Source organism: Flavobacterium aquiphilum (assembly GCF_027111335.1).
Lineage (GTDB): Bacteria > Bacteroidota > Bacteroidia > Flavobacteriales > Flavobacteriaceae > Flavobacterium > Flavobacterium aquiphilum.
Window position 1 is genome coordinate 2,640,921 of record NZ_CP114288.1, and the last position, 18,908, is coordinate 2,659,828.

The window sequence follows — 18,908 nt, forward strand, 5'->3', positions numbered from 1 at the left end:
TTATTATGAATAGAATTGTTTTATTTTTTTTCGTCATTTTAACTCTCAATAGCTGCAAGAAAGAACAGTCAAAAGAAAGCCAAATCAGTCCTGAGGAAGCAAAATTAATCGCCAAAGATGCCTATATCTATGCTTACCCAATGTTAATGGGATATAAATCTTTGTATTATACTACAATAGACAAGACAAGTCCTGGATATAGAAGTGGTTTTAATGAAATTACACATGATAGACGACCAGCCGATAATACCCGTAAAGATGTGGTTTCAATGAATGCTGATACTCCTTATTCTTTATTTGCGTTCGATTTACGTGCAGAACCAATGGTTTTCTCCGTACCTAAAATTAAAGATCGTTATTATGTTTTTCAGTTCATCGATCTTTTTACGCATAACTTCGCCTATGTTGGAACTCGAGAAACCGGAAATGATGCTGGTGATTATTTGTTCGTTGGCCCAAACTGGAAAGGCAAAATCCCAGAAGGGAAATTCAAAAAAGTTTTTCATGTTGAAAGCCAGCTGGTAACAGGAATTGGAAGAACGCAATTGTTTGGGACAAATGATTTGCCTAATATTATTGAAATTCAAAATAAATATAAAATTACTCCTTTGAGCAAATTTATAGGAACTAATGCACCTAAAACTGTTACAAGCATAGATTGGCTTCCTATTTCTGAACCAAACGATTTCAGCAATATTAATTTCATAAAATATTTTAATATTTATTTAAATTTAGTTCAACCTTTTAATAAAGAAGATTTGGCCGAACTTAAAAAATTTGAAAAAATAGGAGTAAATCCTGGTGCAAAATTTGATTCTACTCAATTTAGTAATGAAATCATTACTGCAATAAACGAGGGAGTCAATGAAGGAATTGCAGCCATAAAAGATAAAGCCAGTAAAATTGGTCAACAAAAAAATGGATGGAACATGATGGATCCATTTGGAAATAGAGAATTTTATAAAGGAAACCGATTATTGAGAGCTGCTGCTGTAATGGTCGGAATTTACGGAAACGACAAAGCGGAAGCTTTCTATCCAGTTGCTTATGTGGATTCAAATAACAATACTTTGAATGGTAAAATAGGTAAGTATAAAATTCATTTTTCTAAAGAACAAGTTCCACCTGCTAAATATTTTTGGTCAATAACGATGTATGACAAGAGCGCGGATGGAGTTGGCGGTTATTTGATTAAAAACCCAATAAACCGTTTTCTCATAAATTCTACAACAAAGGGATTGCAATACGATAAAGATGGTGGTTTAACAGTCTATATTCAAAATGAAAAACCTGTTAACGAAACACTTTCCAATTGGTTACCTGCTCCAGCCGAAGATTTTTATTTGATGATTCGCATATATGGACCTAAAGAAACGGCAATGAATAATACTTGGTCTCCTCCTAGTATTGAAAAAGTAAAATAATTTAAAAATAATTTATAACACAAACTCAATTATACGTGCTAAGTAAAAATGATTCTGATTATAAAGCAACTTTACATTTTTTCGTGAGTATTTTTACCAAAAAACGTAAAAAAATAAGCTTCAAATATCTAGCAAAATAAAAATTTTCACATAGTTTTGATTAAAAAATATTTTTAAAATAGTAATGATGCCATTATGATTAATTCCAGGACAGTCCAAACTCTTGCTTTATTTCTTTTATTTTCACACAGCTACGGACAGCAATTTATTAAACCTGATAATGTCAATATTAATTATACAGGTAGGGTAGATGTTACGGCAGACTCTACTATGTTCTACTGGCCAGGAACTACAGCCGAAATAACCTTTAAAGGATCTAGTATTTCAGTAAAAATGAAGTCTACTAAAGAGAAAGCTTATTTTTACGCCATAATCGACAAAGACGATAAAAAACCTTTAAAATTTGAAACTGATAACACCCTCAGAACAATAAATGTGGCCAAAGATCTTGATTCAGGTACCCATACATTGGAAATATATAAATTAACCAACTCTACATCGGTTAATGTATTTTATGGATTTGAACTTTATGGAAAAACGAAATTATTGAAGAATACTGATAACCGCACCAGAAAAATTGAATTCTACGGAAATTCTATTACGGCTGGACACGGTGTAGATGTGCCAGAAGGAGGGAAGGACATAGGAGTCCCTGAGCATTTTAATAATTATTATACATATGCTGCTATAACTGCAAGACACTACAACGCTAAACCATCTATTATTGCCCGCAGCGGAATAGGAATTATAGTAAGCTGGTTCCCAGAAATTATGCCTGAAACTTATGACTGTATTGATCCATTAGATCCTTCAAGTAAGTGGGATTTTAAAAAATACACCCCAGATGTTGTAGTAATTAATCTTTTTCAAAATGACTCATGGATTGTAAACAGACCTGAACATGAACAGTTTAAAAGAAGATTTGGTACTGAAAAACCTTCCGAATCATTTATAATCCAATCCTATGCTGATTTTGTCAGTTCCATTAGAAACAAATATCCATCGGCAAGTATTATCTGTGCTTTAGGCAATATGGATGCCACCAGATCCGGATCTGAATGGCCTGGTTATATTCAAAAAGCTGTTGATGGATTAAATGATAAAAAGATATATACAGTATTTTTTCCTTTTAAAGAGAGAGAAAATCACCCCAATCGAAAAGAGCAGGAAGCAATGTCTAAACAACTAATTGAATTTATCGATCACAATATTAAATGGTAGATAGTTCGTAAAATACTTCGAAAACAAAACTTAAACATCATAAAAAAACTCCTTATCAAATTAAGGAGTTTTTTTATTTATTTGAATATTTATTTTCTTTTGTTTTAACTAAAAAAGTTTCTCCCAAGGATTATCACTTCTGAAAGGAACAGCAGGAAGTCCTTCTTTGTTTACAAAATTAGATTGAGCTGCTTCGTTCCAGCCAAAACGAACCGAAACCGGATGCGGAACTTCGGATGATGAAACAACTACTTTGTCTCCTTGTATTTCTGCTTTTGCCGAAGTATATTTTCCATCTGTTCCAGCGATACTGAACCAGTCAAGCGGTTTCCCATCTCGGCTTGTTAAACCGCTTCCTACATTTGAATATGTGATTTCAATTTTATTGCCTTTAACTTCCATTTTTTGATAAGTAGGCCCTGACCAAACAACATTTTTTTGTCCATAAGTCTTGTTTGCAGCAAGAAGACTTAAACGTCTACCCACTTCCCATTTGTTTATAGGGTGCAAATCGGCGGTATTGTAAACCAAATCGGTAATAGCAATTGTATTGGTATTCTCTAAGTGTAAAGCAAGACGCTGCGCTTCCCAGAATTCCGGAAGATTTTCGGGTGTGTGTGGACGCTCATCTTTAGTTGTAGAATAATTGTAGGGTGCTATTTGAACAAAATAAAAAGGTGCTTTATTGTCATTCCAATCGTTTCTCCAACTATCTATAAGTGTTTTAAACTTATAAGCATAACGAATATTTTCGTTCAAAAAACAATTAGATTCTCCTTGGTACCAAAGAAATCCTTTTAATGCAAAGGGAATTAAAGGTTGTATCATCGTGTCATAAAACTTACCGGAATCTCCACCATCAGCATTAAGTTTATCCAATGTTTTTCCGTCTTTCATTTTTGGTGACACATCCATTTTTGAAGCCTGAATCCAAGGTTCAATTCTGCTACCCGGCACCGCTGCAGAAATCATTCCGATTGGTACATGTAATTTGTTATATAAATCTTTCGCAAAATAATAACCCACAGCCGAAAAATCAACCAAAGATTTTCCCATAGCCGAATCCCAACCTAAATGTTCTGGACTTGGGTCCATATATTTTCGGCGATCCAGAAAAATACGAATATTGGTATTGTCTGCCTTATTCAAATCATCTTCCGGTGGTCTATTTCCTTTATTTATGGTATCTAATTTACTATACTTTCGCATAGCAAATTCCATATTGGATTGACCTGAGCAAAGCCAAACTTCGCCTACCAAAATATTCTTCAAGACAATTGTATTGTTTCCTTTGATAGTCATTTCGCGCGGCGTAAAAGATGCCTTCATTGGACTTAGCTTTACCAACCATTTACCTGAATTGTCGGCAACAGTTTTTTTGCTTTGTCCACCAAAATCTACCGATATTTTTTCACCCGGACTTGCAGTTCCCCAAACCGGTACTTCTTTAAGTTGCTGTAAAACCATGTCGTGTCCCAAAATCTTCGGAAGTATAACTTGACTAAGGAGATTAAAAGAACATAAGAGCAAAAAACTTAATGACGCGAAAGTCAATTTATTTGAAGACATAATTTCGAATTTATAAAGTCATAGTTAATTTCAAAAGTAGGGAAGTATGCCCCTGAAACCATCCTGCTCCATCCTGTTTCCCATTGCGCAATTACTTTAAATTCTTTGTTCAATTAATTGTTTTCTGCGAGTTTTGATTCGCTTTAAAAAATAATTGTTAATTATACACTTAATTTATAAAAGTAGCCATTCTCTTTTGTACTTTTAAAAACTAAAAGATGCGAAAAATGTATCGACATTCAACCTATATTTTATTTTTTATGAAAAAGAAAACAATAAAAGCATTATTATTTATTGGATTGTTAGTTTTAAATACGGCAGTTAAGGCACAGTCAACAACGGCAGCACAAGATGATGTTGCAAAAGCCAAAGAATGGATTAGCACTTTATCGCTAAATGACAGTGCAAAAGAAAACAGATTAACACAAGTAGTTGCAACTCATCTTACAACTATAAAAGATTGGCATAATAATCACCCAGCTTCAACAGTACCAGCGGGAATAAATCCATTGGACGGGAAGTCACTTTCGGAACTTCACCGACAAATTATTGCAGATTCAGCAATACCAACAACCGTTCATGAAAGTTTAATGAGCGGATTAAGGAAAGATTTAACTGAGGAGCAAGTAGCTTTGGTTTTAGACAAATACACTATTGGAAAAGTAGCTTTTACAATGAAAGGCTATCAGTCTATTGTTCCTAATATGACTGCTACTGAGACTGCTGAGATTCAAAAATTAATGGAAAAAGCACGTGAACAAGCTGTAGATTATAAAAGCATGAAAGAGATATCTGCAATTTTTGAAATTTACAAAACTCAGGCTGAACAATATTTAAACAATCACGGTCGCAATTGGCACCAAATGTATGGTGATTATACCAAAAAAATTAAAGCAGAAAAAGAAGCTGCTGCTAAGAAATAAAGGTAAAAGCTCAAAAAAATAAAACCTCCAAAGTCATCTGAGTTTGGAGGTTTTTATTTGTTTCTGTTGTTTAGGAGGTAAAAAGAGTAGAAGTTCTAAAATATCCTTTTGTTTTAATGTAAAAACTTCAATGTTTCAATGTATTTACTAATTTTTATTTTTCAGTGGTTTCATCCTATTATTTCCGAAGTAGCCGCTAAGCAAAAAATCAAATATTCTGTGTTGAAAATTTCCCTTCTTCATTTACATATTCTAAAATATCACCTGGCTGACAATCTAAAGCTTTACAAATAGCTTCTAAAGTACTAAAACGAATTGCTTTTGCCTTACCAGTCTTTAAGATAGAAAGGTTAGATAATGTCAAATCAACTCTTTCAGAAAGTTCATTCAGAGAAATTTTTCGTTTTGCCATCATCACGTCTAAGTTTACGATAATCGGCATAGCTTAAATTGTTAAGTCGTTTTCAGTTTTCATATCTACAGCATTTTGCAAAATCCTTTCAAGCACAGCCAAAGCAGTTGCAATAGCAGTAGCAATAAAAGTGGTTATGATACACATTGCCAGAAAACCAGCAGGATCATCATCTTTATTATGAAATATCATTATAAACAATCCAGCTACCGCAATTAAACTACCTAATATTATTGTGCAATATTTCATGCTTTTCAAAGTCCTTACCGAGTTTTGCGAAAACAATTGATCTTGCTTGATATATGCGAGTAATTTGAATGCTTTATACAAGCCAACAAAAAAAGCTATTGATGATGCATATCCATACAAAATGAATGGGTCAGCGTAAATACTGAACATGTCTAGGTTCTGGGCTCTTCCTTCAGTTAATGGAAACCGAATCAAAATTATAAGTGCGACAATACCAATAAGTACAATGACAGCCTGCAGAAATATTATTGAAATTCTTTTCATGATGATTTAATGAATTTAAATTACTGCTAAATAGAATAATTATTTATCGATAAACAATAAATAATTATTCTTATTCAAACAAAAATTCATTTCTCATTACAAACCTCGAAGAACAGGAAAACAATTTTTGGTTACGAAATATAATTCCGAGCTATCGTTTTTTTAGCAAATCAACAGCAAACGATACTCCCCATCATTTTCTATTGGAGCTCTGTGAATACAAGGTAACACCTGTTGTTTTGGATGATCCACTGCCAAGCGCCAAAGGTGGCCTAATCCTAAATTGATAGGCTTTGCATTGGGTTTCACCTGATAATGCAAATCAAAATAATTTTCTTTTAAAAAGTTTTCAAATTCCTCTGATGGACCGTTATGCAGTTCTTTAAGCTTTTTTCGGATTTCTGGAATTAGAATTTTTTGCTCCGCTTGTTCATTAGAAATAATATCACTTGCCACTCCATAATAAGTACATAAAAAAGTATCCGTCGCAATAGGAGAACGATCAACATGATACGAATACACATCAGTAGAAATGAAATCGAATTCATCATCACGTTCATAACATTTAAGTAAATTAAGAGAAGGGGAAGCTCCAAAATCGGTTAATAATTGTAAATCATTTAAGATAATTTCCCTTGCTATATTCCCCTTTTCTGATAATTGGAGAGATACTAAATCTTTAGGATAAACTTCGGTTATATTTTCTTTTAATTGTAGTTTGTCTACGATCTCTTTAAAATCGCCTTCCAAATTTCTGTACCAACACAGTGCATTCATCTCTCCCTTAAAATCCTCATTTACAAGTTCGGAAAAAGTGGCTACTATTCCAATTTGGCTGTTGTCAGAAAATGTATTATTCATAATATGATATGAAAAAGCTAGTTATTTATAAACTACAAAATTATGCAATTCCGCACCATCAGGCCAATTTTTCCTCATCATGAAATTAATTAATCTTGGTTTAAGAAAAAATCAATTAAAACAAGGGTAGTAATAATATAAAAAAGACGATTCTAACCTAAAAAAGGACGATTTTGCACTTTAAAAAAAATATATCAAGCTACATTTGAAATTATTTCCTGATGATTTTTTTAAATCCATAATTAAAATGAATCGGATTAAACGCTTTTGAAAACAAAGTAGCATAAACTGCAAAAAAGAGTAATGTTTAATATCAAAATTGAAATAAGTCAAAATGTACAATTACAATAAAAGACAGCTTCAAAAGGGATTGATCATCCTTATAAATCTTTTTGGGACAGCATTTGTTTCAGCACAACAGGAAGCTAAAATATTTGAAGATTATAAGAAGGATAAAAGTATCCTGCCTGATTTCTCGTATGTTGGTTATCATAATGGCGAAAAGAAAATCCCTAATATAACGGATTATAAATATTTTGATGTTACCGATTTTGGGGCAAAACCTAATGATGGTATTTCAGATAAAATAGCCATTCAAATGGCAATCGATGCCGCGAACAAAAATGGTTCGGGTATTGTTTATTTTCCGAAAGGGAGATTTTTAGTCAATGAAGATGGTGATTTGCCAAACTCTATTGTTTCAAAAAACGGACATATTATTTTCAGAGGCAGTGGTTCCGGACCTGGAGGTACTGAATTATATATGAAAAATGCGCTTCCGCCAACAAATCCATCTCAAATGTGGACTGTTCCGCCGCTATTTATTTTTGGAAGTGGTGGTAGCGATAAAAAAATAGGGCAGGTTACAGCAGCGGCTTCTATTGGTGATTTGTCAATAAAAGTAAGTTCAACAGACGGTTTAAATTCAGGAGACTGGATTGTTTTACAATTATTAGATAACAACAAAGACTTAATCGCATCTGAATTAAAAAACAATAAAATAGAGCCTCAATGGACTTATCTAGTCGAGAAAGGCATTGATGTCAAAGTTTTTTACCAAATTAAAAACATAAAGAAAGAAACACTTATCCTAAATGCTCCCATTGCATACACCATTGATCCAAAATACAAATGGGAAGTTTTAAAATTTGCTAATAGCGAAGAAGTCGGTATAGAAGACATTGCTTTTGTAGGGAACTGGACCGAAAAATTTGTTCATCACCGTTCCTGGAAAGACGATAGTGGTTATAATATATTAAACATCAGAAGGAACACCAATTCATGGATTCAAAATTGCCGTTTTACGAATTGTACCAATGCAGCAACTGTTGGTCAAAGTGCCAATATTTCGGTCTTAAATTGTAAAATAGATGGCAATGCCGGTCATCAAGCTATCAATTCCAATGGTTCAACCAATGTATTGATAGCCAATTGTGTGGACTTGGCATCACAATGGCATTCTTTCGGTTGTTCTCATGGTTCTATGAATACTGTAATCTGGAAATGTACCTATCCTTCGACTACCTGTTTTGAATCTCACTCCAGCCAACCCAGAAATACATTACTTGATCAAGTGGAAGGTGGCTTGATGAATGGCCGTGGTGGTGGAGCGACTGAGAATATGCCTAACCACATGCAAGGATTAGTACTTTGGAATTATAAACAAACCAATGAAGCTGTAAAAGATTTTGAATTTTGGCCTCCCACAGCCGTATTTGAATGGTGGAAAATCCCCAATCCTATAATTGTTGGGTTCATAAGTCACGGAACCACTTTTAAAATGGAGCAATTAGGATTATCTGAATCACTGGATAAAGCCGTTGAACCTGCTTCACTATACTTGGCACAATTGAAACTAAGATTGGGCTATTTGCCAAAATGGATTAAAGAAATTCAATAAAAAGATAATCATGAAATATTTAAATCAAAATATCAGCACAAAGCTTATTCTTTTCCTAACAGTATTTGTCGGAATTTCAGCGGTTGCACAAAAAAGTGCAACATCAAAAACGCCCCCCAATCTATTAATTATTTTGGCCGATCAATGGAGAGGGCAGGCGATGGGATTTGAAGGAAAAGAACCCGTTATGACTCCTACTTTGGATAAATTATCAAAAGAAAGTTTGGTACTTAATCAAATGGTCAGCAACTTTCCGGTTTGTTCTCCTGCAAGAGCTATGCTCATGACAGGTCAATATCCATTAAAAAATCATGTTTACAGCAACGTGAATTCGGCTTCAGCTCCTTTTGGAATCGAATTGCAAAAAAATGCCGTATGCTGGTCAGATATATTAAAGCAAAATGGCTATTCCAATGGTTATATCGGTAAATGGCATTTGGATTCGCCCTACCAACCTTATATCCCAACATCAAATAACATTGGAAAAGTTGCCTGGAATGAATGGGCTTCTCCGGACAGAAGACACGGTTTTGATTACTGGTATGCCTATGGCACTTATGACGAACACGACAAACCAATGTATTGGGATACCAATGCCAAAAGGGATGAATTCAAATATGTAAATGAATGGGGACCAATCCATGAAGCTGATAAAGCATTGGCTTTTATGAAAAATGAAGGTGGGCAACTCCGTAAAGAAGGAGCACCTTTTTCACTCGTGGTCTCAGTAAACCCTCCTCATTCAAATTATCAAACAGTTCCAAAAAAATATTATGATCTATACAAGGACAAACCGATTGAAGATTTAGTAAAAGGAGCAAATATTCCCGCTGCAGGTACCGAATGGGGTGATTTTTATCGAAAAAATATTCGTTATTATTATGCCAATATTACGGGAGTTGATGAGCAAATTGGTCGAATACTGCAAGGTTTAAAAGACCAAAAGCTGGACGAAAACACTATTGTGATAGTTACAGCCGATCACGGGAATTGTTTAGGAAAACATTCTGAAGAGTCAAAAAACAACATTTATGAAGAATCACTAAGAATCCCATTTTTCATTTATTGGAAAGGGCATATTGTTCCTCGAATAGACAATACCTTCTTAGGCAGTATCCCGGATATTTACCCAACTCTTTTGGAATTAATGGGAATAAAAGATAAAACACCAAAAGATATCGACGGAAAAAGTTATGCTCAATACTATCTCAATGGCAAAGGAGAAAAACCAACGGAGCAATATATTTTGGGAGCCATTGCAAGTAATAATGTTAATGTAAATACTGGTTTTAGAGGTATTCGTACAAACGATTATACATTTGCTTATGTAAAGAAAAAAGGTAAAGGCGAATATGAATTATACGATTTAAAAGCTGACCCATTTGAATTGAATAATATTTACAAATCGGATTCACCAATTGTAAAAAAACTACAGCCTGTTTTAGTACAATGGCTAAAGAAAACAGGAGATGGTTTTGTTTTAGATAAATAAAGATTTTAGACAATAATATAAAAAAGAAATAATGGTTTTATTCGATTTGACAGGAAAAAAAGCGCTTATTGCAGGAGATTCGCTTAATGAATTCATCATCAGCAGGACACCCGCCAATTGTTGGAGAGCCACAGAAGATTTACAGGGAGCAACCTTCTTCTTGTCCTCAAAAGTGAGTGATTTTGTAAATAGGCATATCCTTTATGTAGATGGAGGAATCCTCGCTACAATTAAACCTTCAAATGAATAACAACTGAATAAAAATTTCTGCCGATATTGCATTAAAATCAGTATCGGCAGATTTATTTTAAAAGCAAAAACTAACTTTTACCTCAAAACCATGAAATTCAACAAGTTCGCTTATTTATCGCTTCTTTTTTTACCGTTTACCCTTTTGTCACAAACAAAAGCAACAATTAACATCCAAAATAATTTAGATTTAAATCGAGATGAAGCTGTTGTCGCTATCAAATGGGAAAGCATCTTATCCCGTTTTCCGCAAATAGACACTACTGATTTTGTTGTGATTAATTCAGCTACAAAAAAACAGATTCCATATCAATTGGAACATAAAGGACTTCCTGCCATTCAAAATTTATTGGTACAAGTAAATATAAAAGCAAAAACTTCGGTTCAACTTTTTATCCAAAAAGGGAAACCATCGGCCTTTCAAACCAAAACTTACGGGCGATACGTGCCTGAAAGATTTGAAGATTTCGCTTGGGAAAATGACAAAATTGCATTTAGAGCTTATGGTAAAGCATTAGAAAAACAAAAAGATAACGCTTATGGTATTGACGTTTGGGTAAAACGTACTGACAGAATGGTAATAAATGAGCGTTACAAGCGAAATGAATATCATACAGATCACGGAGACGGTATGGATTATTACAAAGTTGGATTTACAATGGGAGCAGGGGATATGGCGCCTTATGTGAATGATAATATTGTCTATTTAGGAAACTATCACCACTGGAAAGTGTTGGATAATGGGCCGTTACGTTCTACTTTTAGATTGGAATATGATGATGCAGATGCAGCGGGAATTAAAGTTTCGCATACCAAAATCATTTCTTTGGATGCAGGTTCACAATTGAACCGAATCGAAAATGTTTACTCGTTTTCAGACAGCAAAGCTTTGCCTGTAGCGGTTGGAATAGCCAAAAGACCTGAACAAGGCGCTATGTTATTAAACGAGCAACAAGGAATTATTGGTTATTGGGAACCTACTGTTGCAGAAGATGGTACAACTGGTGTAGGAAGCATTCTGAACATTCCTGTTAAAAATATTTCCGTTGGAAAAGATCAGATTTTAGCGATTACTGAGGTAAAAAATAATGAACCAATCGTTTATTATACTGGCGCCGCTTGGGATAGAGCCGGAAAAATTACGAATACAGCTCAATGGTTTGATTATTTGAATCGTTTCTCTCAAGAATTGAAAAGCCCTTTGGTGGTGAGTATTAAATAGACCTTTGCTATAACGAAAAAAAAATCCGCCTCGTTTCACTCAAAAATAATTGCCAAAGTAATCTCAGCATAAAATTTAAACAGGCTCTAATTAAAATTATTTTTTATGTCAAAATGTTTACATTGCAAGCACTATTACTAAAACCAAATTTATAAAATGAAAAAATTGTTTTTCATCTGTCTAATACTTTGCAATCAGATAGTCCTGTGCCAAACTAATCAAGTTGTATCAAAAGATATAAGTCAAATTCAACCTGCTGCAAAAGGGGATTTTACTTTGGGAAATAGGGAATTCCTATTAAACGGCAAACCTTTTTTAATCCGTGCGGCTGAGCTTCATTATCCACGTATTCCTAAAGAATATTGGGATCAACGAATTAAAGCATGTAAAGCGATGGGAATGAATACCATTTGTATTTATCTTTTTTGGAATTACCATGAACAACAACAAGACAAATTTGATTTTGCGGGAGACAAAGATATTGCCCAATTTGTAAAATTAATTCAGGCCAACGGTATGTATTGTATAGTGCGTCCTGGCCCTTATGTATGCGCCGAATGGGATATGGGAGGATTGCCTTGGTGGTTGCTTAAGAAAGATAATATCCAACTTAGAACACTTTCGAATCCTTTTTTTATGGTGCGAGCGACAAAGTTTTTGAACGAAGCAGGCAAGCAATTGAGTCCTTTACAAATCCAAAACGGAGGGCCAATTCTTATGGCTCAAGTAGAAAATGAATATGGCGCTTTTGGAAACAACAGCGAGTATATGGAAGCAATGCGTAAAAACCTTAGAAACGCAGGATTTGACAAAGTACAATTGATGCGCTGCGATTGGGGAACTAATTTTGACAGCTACAAAACCGCTCCGGATGTTGCCATTACGTTGAATTTTGGTGCCGGTTCCAATATTGACAAACAATTTGGGAGATTTAAAGAGCAAAATCCAACTGCACCTTTAATGTGTAGTGAGTACTGGACGGGTTGGTTTGATAAATTTGGACTTGTACACGAAACACGTTCAATCAATAGTTTTATTGGAAGTCTAAAAGATATGATGGACAAAAAAATATCTTTTAGTCTCTATATGGCTCATGGAGGGACAAACTTCGGACAATGGGGTGGAGCCAATTCCGGGCCTTATACGGCAATGGTTAGTTCGTATGATTACGATGCCCCAATAGGCGAACAAGGAAATATAACCGACAAATTTTATGCAGTCCGTGATTTATTGAAAAATTATTTGAATCTGGGTGAGACTTTAGGTGAAATCCCTGCTGCCATTCCAGTAATGTCGATTCCTAAGATACAATTTGCACAAAGCGCTGCTTTGTTTCAAAATTTACCGCAAGGCAAAAAGTCTCTTGATATTCAATCCATGGAAATGTTCGATCAAGGATGGGGAAGAATTAATTATCGCACCAATTTGACTGCATCGGAAAAACCTAGAAAACTGATCGTTACCGAAGTGCACGATTGGGCACAGGTTTATATCGACGGTAAGCTGATAGGTGTGTTTGACCGTGACAAAACCAGTAATACTATAGAAATTCCAGCGACAAAAAATAACGCTGTTTTGGATATTTTGGTTGAAGGAATGGGAAGAGTAAATTATGGTAAAGATATTTTGGATAAAAAAGGAATCACCGAAAAAGTGGAACTAAAAGATGACTCCGGAGCAATAACATTGAAAAACTGGACAGTTTATAATTTTCCAATTGATTACGCTTTTCAGCTAAATAAAAAATATATTACTAACAAACCTTCAGGACCAGCTTGGTACAAAGCCAAATTTACTTTAAATAAAACAGATGATACCTATTTGGATGTAAGCACGTGGGGCAAAGGAATGGTTTGGGTAAATGGGCATGCTATTGGTCGTTATTGGAAAATTGGACCACAGCAAACCTTATACATGCCAGGAGTTTGGCTGAAAAAAGGCGAAAACGAGATTGTTGTTTTAGACCTTGAAAAACCAAAAGAAGCAGCAGTAACGGGTGTAACAAAACCTGTTTTGGATAAAAATAGTTCAGATGTATCATTGTTGAGTCGAAAACCGGGTCAAGAATTAAAATTGACTGGAGAAACAGCTATCACACAAGGAACTTTTGATGCCACCGAAGTTTGGAAAGAGGTTAATTTTCAACAACCAACCGTTGGACGCTATTTTTGTTTTGAAGCTTTAAATGCACAAAACAGCAAAGATACAAATGCTACAGTTGCTGAAATCGAACTAATAGGAAAAGACGGCAAAGCAATACCTTCAAAAAAATGGAAATTGGTTTATGCCGACAGCGAAGAGATTACGGTTTCAAATAATGTAGGTGCCCTTGTTTTTGACAAACAAGAATCGACTATGTGGCAAACACAACTTGTTGGTAAAAAATCAAAATACCCACATCAAATCGTAATTGATTTAGGACAAGATGAAGAAATCAAGGGTTTACGTTATTTACCTCGTACTGATGGTGGAAAAACCGGAATAGTAAAAGATTATAAAGTCTATTTGAAAACAAAGCCTTTTGCTTTTTAAGTAATAAATTGCATATAATAATATTTTAACCTCGAGAGCATCAACTTTCGAGGTTTTTATTTTTAAATCAAATGGAAAGACTCCAAATGGAAATTTATTGCAATCAGGATGCAACAGGATATTTATAAATTCTACTATTAGTATATTTAGCCATTATCATTTGGGCATCAATATTAATTTCTTTCAAATAATATTGTTCCTAAATTTTACATTTTTTCAATATCTGTAAAGTATAAAAATGGAATTAAAAAAGACATTAAGATGGTTTGGAGCAAAAGATCCTATTAGCTTGGCTCAAATCAAACAAACTGGCGCAAAGGGCATAGTTACTGCGTTGCATCATATTCCCAATGGCGAAATTTGGTCAGTCGAAGAAATTTTGAAAACTAAAAGCAATATCGAATCGTATGGACTGACTTGGGATGTAGTAGAAAGTTTACCTGTGCATGAAGACATCAAAAAAGGCAAAGCAAGTCGGGATATAATTATTGCAAACTATAAGGAGAGCATTAAAAATTTAGGTGAATGTGGTATTAAAACCATTTGTTATAATTTCATGCCGGTATTAGATTGGGCGAGGACAAATCTGAACTATACGCTAGAAAATGGAACTGTTGCCATGTATTTTCAAGCCGATTTATTTGCTGCCTTTGATTTGTTTATTTTGAAAAGACCAAACGCCTCTAAAGATTATACTAAAGAACAGTTAGATAAGGCTGAAAAACTCTATAAAACTTTAAGTGATGAGGATGCCAAAGCTCTTGCTTATAATATCATTGTTGCTACACAGTCGTTTATTGACGGGGCAGTTGGAGAAGATGAAAAAGAGCCCATCAAAATATTCCTGAAATTATTGGCGGAGTATGACGGAATTGATAAAGATAAACTTAGAGAGAATTTTTCATACTTTTTGAACGAAGTAATTCCAATTGCAGAAGAATATGGGGTTAATTTAGCTGTACATCCAGATGATCCGCCTTTTCCGTTATTAGGTTTACCTCGTATCATGAGTACTGATGCCGATTTCGAATGGTTATCCAAAGCTTGTCCATCGATACATAACGGAATTACTTTCTGTTCCGGTTCTTTAGGGGCGAGAAAAGACAATAAGCTTTCGGCTATTTTCAAAAACTATGCAGATCGCATTCATTTTCTTCATTTGCGGAGTACTAAAATATTGGATAACGGTGATTTTTTTGAAACAGAACATCTCGATCCAACAGTTGATCTACCGGGAGTAATGAAATGTATTATCGAAGAGCAATTAAGGAGAAAAGCGGTAGGTAGGGAAGATTATAATATTCCGATCCGACCAGATCATGGTCATAAAATGTTAGATGATTTCAATAGAGATGGGAATCCCGGATACCCATTGATTGGTAGGTTGAAAGGGCTTGCAGAATTGGCTGGTCTTGAAATGGGAATCCGATACCTCATGAATGAATAATATTTCCCTAAGAAGTTTTTTTATATCTATAAATATTACATTAAAAAAAACTTAATTTGCAGTAAGATTTAGGAAAGGTATAAAATATGGATATAGTAAAATTTAAAGTCACTCCCAAAACAATAAAAATAGAAGTACGAAACTCTAATAATTATATTTTTGATTTCAATACAGCTGTAGATATTGACAAAGAGGACAGGGACGTATTATTAAAACTTCATAATGCTTTATCGTTATTGTTTAAAAAAGAACATACTCCTGAAAGCAAAAACTATATTTCTCCAAATCAAACGAATATTATCGACCAGATTAACGCTGCAGAAGATTTGGAGTCTGTTTAAATTTTATTTTTGAGATTTATTATTAAAGGATTTTTGAGTGAAACGAGGCAAATTTTTATAAAATAGCAGAGCTATTGTATAAAAATTTAACGAAGTTGCAGCCAAAAATCGTCATAAGAGAGCCAATAAATAAAACTTAAACAGGATCTTAAAGCAAGATGAAAATTAGATTAAACATTACTGGCTCTTTTTGTAATATTTTTTTCTTTTAATCGAATTAATAAGGTTTTTACATATCTTCACCTTTTTTTCAAAATTTTTTAATATAAATTTGGATAAAATGGTTGCATCTTACAGTAAAAACAGCAATTTCTTTAGTTTTTTATGGGTAGTCTTATCAATTGGTTTTTTGCAGGCCCAAGACAAAAAAACTGCCGTTGATATTGAAAAAACATATCTTCACACCGACAGGTCAACCTATTTCATGGGAGAAGATATCTGGTATAAAGCCTATAATGTAAGAGCCAGTAATAATACCCTTTTTGATAATAGTAATATTTTATATGTTGAATTAATTTCTCCCGATTCTAAAATAATTGCACGCAACAAAACAAATTTAGAAATAGGTCTTGGGAATGGCGATTTTAAATTAGCCGATTCACTAGGTGTAAAACCCGGGCGATATCAAATACGAGCTTACACCAATTGGAACAGAAATTTTGGTGAAGATTTTGTTTTTAAAAAAGATATTGAAATTTTTAATGTTTTTGAACCAAATCCTAATCCTGTTTTAGTAGAAGAGAATGCTAAGATTATAAAAGCGATTACCTCTGGTATTGAAAACACAGTTAAGGTCGATTTTTTCCCTGAAGGTGGCTCACTTTTAGAAAATGTTGCCAGTATTATTGGTTTTAAAGCTGTTGACCGCAATGGAAACCCAATAGATGTTAAAGGAGAAATTTACGATGCAGATAACGAATTGACTACTTCTTTTGTAAGTGCTCACGACGGTATGGGTAAATTTCAAATGATCCCTATAGAAGGAAAAAACTATTACGCAAAAATTAAACCTACTGCTGAAACAGAATTCCGCGTAGAACTCCCAAAAGCGATTAAACAAGGTTACTCATTGAGTTTTAGATTATTCAAAGGCAGAAACATTGTTACGATTAATACCAACCAAGCGACTTTGGCTCAAAATCCTAATCAGGCACTAACGGTTATTTGCAGAGCCAAAGGAATATCTTATTTAGAAACCTTACAAAAACTAGTAGAAACTACATTATCTTTTGAATTACCAAAAGACAAAACTCCAGACGGTATCAGCCAAATAACATTATATGACAGTAGTTCTAAACCACAAAGTGAACGCTTGGTTTATATTGAAAAAGAAGCCGATTTAGAAGTACAATTAGCAGCAGACAAACCTAGTTATAAGCCTAATGAAAAAGTAACATTAAATGTTTCTTCTAAATCCAAAACAGGTGTTGCCAAATCAGCTAGTTTTTCAGTAAGTGTTACCGATATGAATGGTGCGCAAGAAGACAAAGACTTCGGCACAAACATTTGTTCTTATTTTTTAATGGAATCTGACATTAGAGGAAAAATATATAATCCGGCCTACTATTTTGACCCTGCAAATTTAAAACGACTGGAACACTTAGATAATTTACTTTTGACACAAGGCTGGCGTGATTTTATATGGAAAAATCTCCCAATGCCTTACGAAAGTACTACCTATATAGCCGAAAAAGGAATTACTATATCGGGCAAGGTAAAGCAGCTTCTTGGCGAAAAACCATTGGTAAACAATAATATGACACTTGGTTTAATGAATAAAAAGCATTTTAATTTTTTTAATGCAACTACCGATTCTGCTGGGGTGTATAAATTTGAAAACCTAATGTTTTCAGGAAAAACTACTATGTACTTAAATTCTACAACTGAAAAAGGGAAGTTTAGGGGCGAAATAATTGCATATCCTATTGAACAGAGTCCGATACCAGTCTCTTTCAAAAGCGATACAAACAGTTCTTCTGATTTAGAACCAGAAGTCGTTGAAAATGTATTTAAAAAATATACTGCATTTGGAGTAAAACCAGAGAATATTTTAAAAGAAGTTACTGTCAGCAACAAAAAGAAAAGCAGTAGGCCTTCTATGCTAGGAATACCTGAATTTAGTTATGTTGCAGACGAAAGCACAGCAAAATTTACCGATATTTATCAGCTTATTGAACAAACCGTTCCAGGAGTAACTGCTGATATAGATTCTGTACGATTTACGCGTTACAGCGGAAGCCCTCTTTTTATTATAGATGGAATTGAGGTAATTGATAATTTACAGGTTGGATTTATTCTACCCTCAGATGTTTTAAAAATTGAGGCAATCAAAGGAACACAAGCCACAACATATTATGGAAATGAAGCTGCGAATGGTGTCATTGCCATCACTACCAAGGAGAATACCGGCCAACAACATAAAAAAGAGACTTTTCACTCTATCAAACAAGAAATAGCAGGGTTTTATACTGCTCGTGTCTTCTATGTGCCAAACCCTGAAAAACCAAATTTAGAGTTGGATAATAATGCAGCAGTAAGAAACACAATTTATTGGAATCCCTATGTGCATCCAGATAAAACGGGCAATGTTAATGTGAATTATTATAACAGCGGTGTTGAAACCAAAGTAAAAGTAGCTTTAGAAGGCATTACCGGTTCTGGTATTCCCGTCGTAAAAAACACTTATTACTCGATTAAAAAATAATAGGATTAATCAAAACACTACTTCAAGCAAAACTTTGT

The 18,908-nt window shown here is 34.1% G+C and carries 14 protein-coding genes and 1 pseudogene; 11 read left to right on the plus strand and 4 right to left on the minus strand.

Translation table 11 applies throughout. The annotated features are described in order from the left end of the window. The first annotated feature begins 5 nt into the window (after window positions 1-5). Both OZP12_RS10890 and OZP12_RS10895 read left to right on the plus strand, forming a co-directional pair. Window positions 6-1,424, plus strand: coding sequence for a DUF1254 domain-containing protein (locus OZP12_RS10890; RefSeq protein WP_281224996.1), 1,419 nt, complete (start codon window positions 6-8; stop codon window positions 1,422-1,424). Between the two features lie 195 nt (window positions 1,425-1,619). Beyond that, a complete protein-coding gene (locus OZP12_RS10895; RefSeq protein ID WP_281224997.1) occupies window positions 1,620-2,705 on the plus strand; it encodes an SGNH/GDSL hydrolase family protein in 1,086 nt (361 codons plus the stop codon). Between the two features lie 108 nt (window positions 2,706-2,813). Here OZP12_RS10895 and OZP12_RS10900 read toward each other — a convergent pair whose 3' ends face one another. Then, window positions 2,814-4,274: a sialate O-acetylesterase gene (locus tag OZP12_RS10900; protein ID WP_281224998.1), complete on the minus strand. Its 1,461-nt coding sequence runs from the start codon at window positions 4,272-4,274 to the stop codon at window positions 2,814-2,816. Between the two features lie 260 nt (window positions 4,275-4,534). Between OZP12_RS10900 and OZP12_RS10905 the strand changes: the two genes are divergently transcribed. Then, complete coding sequence (locus OZP12_RS10905) at window positions 4,535-5,197, plus strand: DUF3826 domain-containing protein (protein WP_281224999.1); 663 nt, start codon at window positions 4,535-4,537, stop codon at window positions 5,195-5,197. Between the two features lie 208 nt (window positions 5,198-5,405). Here the strand turns inward: OZP12_RS10905 and OZP12_RS10910 are convergent, their stop codons facing one another. From OZP12_RS10910 to OZP12_RS10920, 3 genes are all read right to left on the minus strand, one after another. Continuing rightward, window positions 5,406-5,639: a helix-turn-helix domain-containing protein gene (locus OZP12_RS10910; RefSeq protein WP_281225000.1), complete on the minus strand. Its 234-nt coding sequence runs from the start codon at window positions 5,637-5,639 to the stop codon at window positions 5,406-5,408. A 3-nt stretch (window positions 5,640-5,642) separates the two neighbouring features. Continuing rightward, the gene (locus OZP12_RS10915) at window positions 5,643-6,122 is read right to left on the minus strand and encodes a DUF2975 domain-containing protein (RefSeq protein ID WP_281225001.1); all 480 of its coding nucleotides are present in this window, start codon (window positions 6,120-6,122) and stop codon (window positions 5,643-5,645) included. 162 nt (window positions 6,123-6,284) lie between these two features. Beyond that, the gene (locus tag OZP12_RS10920) at window positions 6,285-6,983 is read right to left on the minus strand and encodes a DUF1826 domain-containing protein (protein WP_281225003.1); all 699 of its coding nucleotides are present in this window, start codon (window positions 6,981-6,983) and stop codon (window positions 6,285-6,287) included. 334 nt (window positions 6,984-7,317) lie between these two features. On the opposite strand from OZP12_RS10920, the gene OZP12_RS10925 reads away from it, so the two are divergent. The 8 genes and pseudogenes from OZP12_RS10925 (at window position 7,318) to OZP12_RS10960 (ending at window position 18,870) form a co-directional block, all read left to right on the plus strand. Continuing rightward, complete coding sequence (locus OZP12_RS10925) at window positions 7,318-8,883, plus strand: DUF4955 domain-containing protein (RefSeq protein ID WP_281225004.1); 1,566 nt, start codon at window positions 7,318-7,320, stop codon at window positions 8,881-8,883. Between the two features lie 10 nt (window positions 8,884-8,893). Beyond that, the gene (locus OZP12_RS10930) at window positions 8,894-10,375 is read left to right on the plus strand and encodes a sulfatase family protein (protein ID WP_281225005.1); all 1,482 of its coding nucleotides are present in this window, start codon (window positions 8,894-8,896) and stop codon (window positions 10,373-10,375) included. An 82-nt stretch (window positions 10,376-10,457) separates the two neighbouring features. Further along, window positions 10,458-10,625, plus strand: a pseudogene (locus tag OZP12_RS10935) (gluconate 5-dehydrogenase); the annotation flags it as partial. A 90-nt stretch (window positions 10,626-10,715) separates the two neighbouring features. Continuing rightward, window positions 10,716-11,846, plus strand: coding sequence for a BT3233 family polysaccharide utilization protein (locus OZP12_RS10940; protein WP_281225006.1), 1,131 nt, complete (start codon window positions 10,716-10,718; stop codon window positions 11,844-11,846). A 156-nt stretch (window positions 11,847-12,002) separates the two neighbouring features. After that, entirely contained in the window at window positions 12,003-14,378 is a 2,376-nt protein-coding gene (locus tag OZP12_RS10945) for a beta-galactosidase (protein ID WP_281225007.1), read from the plus strand. A 238-nt stretch (window positions 14,379-14,616) separates the two neighbouring features. Continuing rightward, a complete protein-coding gene (gene uxuA / locus OZP12_RS10950; protein ID WP_281225008.1) occupies window positions 14,617-15,825 on the plus strand; it encodes a mannonate dehydratase in 1,209 nt (402 codons plus the stop codon). 86 nt (window positions 15,826-15,911) lie between these two features. Continuing rightward, complete coding sequence (locus OZP12_RS10955) at window positions 15,912-16,166, plus strand: hypothetical protein (protein ID WP_281225010.1); 255 nt, start codon at window positions 15,912-15,914, stop codon at window positions 16,164-16,166. 280 nt (window positions 16,167-16,446) lie between these two features. Then, window positions 16,447-18,870 carry a TonB-dependent receptor gene (locus tag OZP12_RS10960; RefSeq protein ID WP_281225011.1) on the plus strand — a complete coding sequence of 808 codons (2,424 nt, stop codon included), beginning with the start codon at window positions 16,447-16,449 and terminating at the stop codon, window positions 18,868-18,870. The last annotated feature ends 38 nt before the right edge of the window (window positions 18,871-18,908 follow it).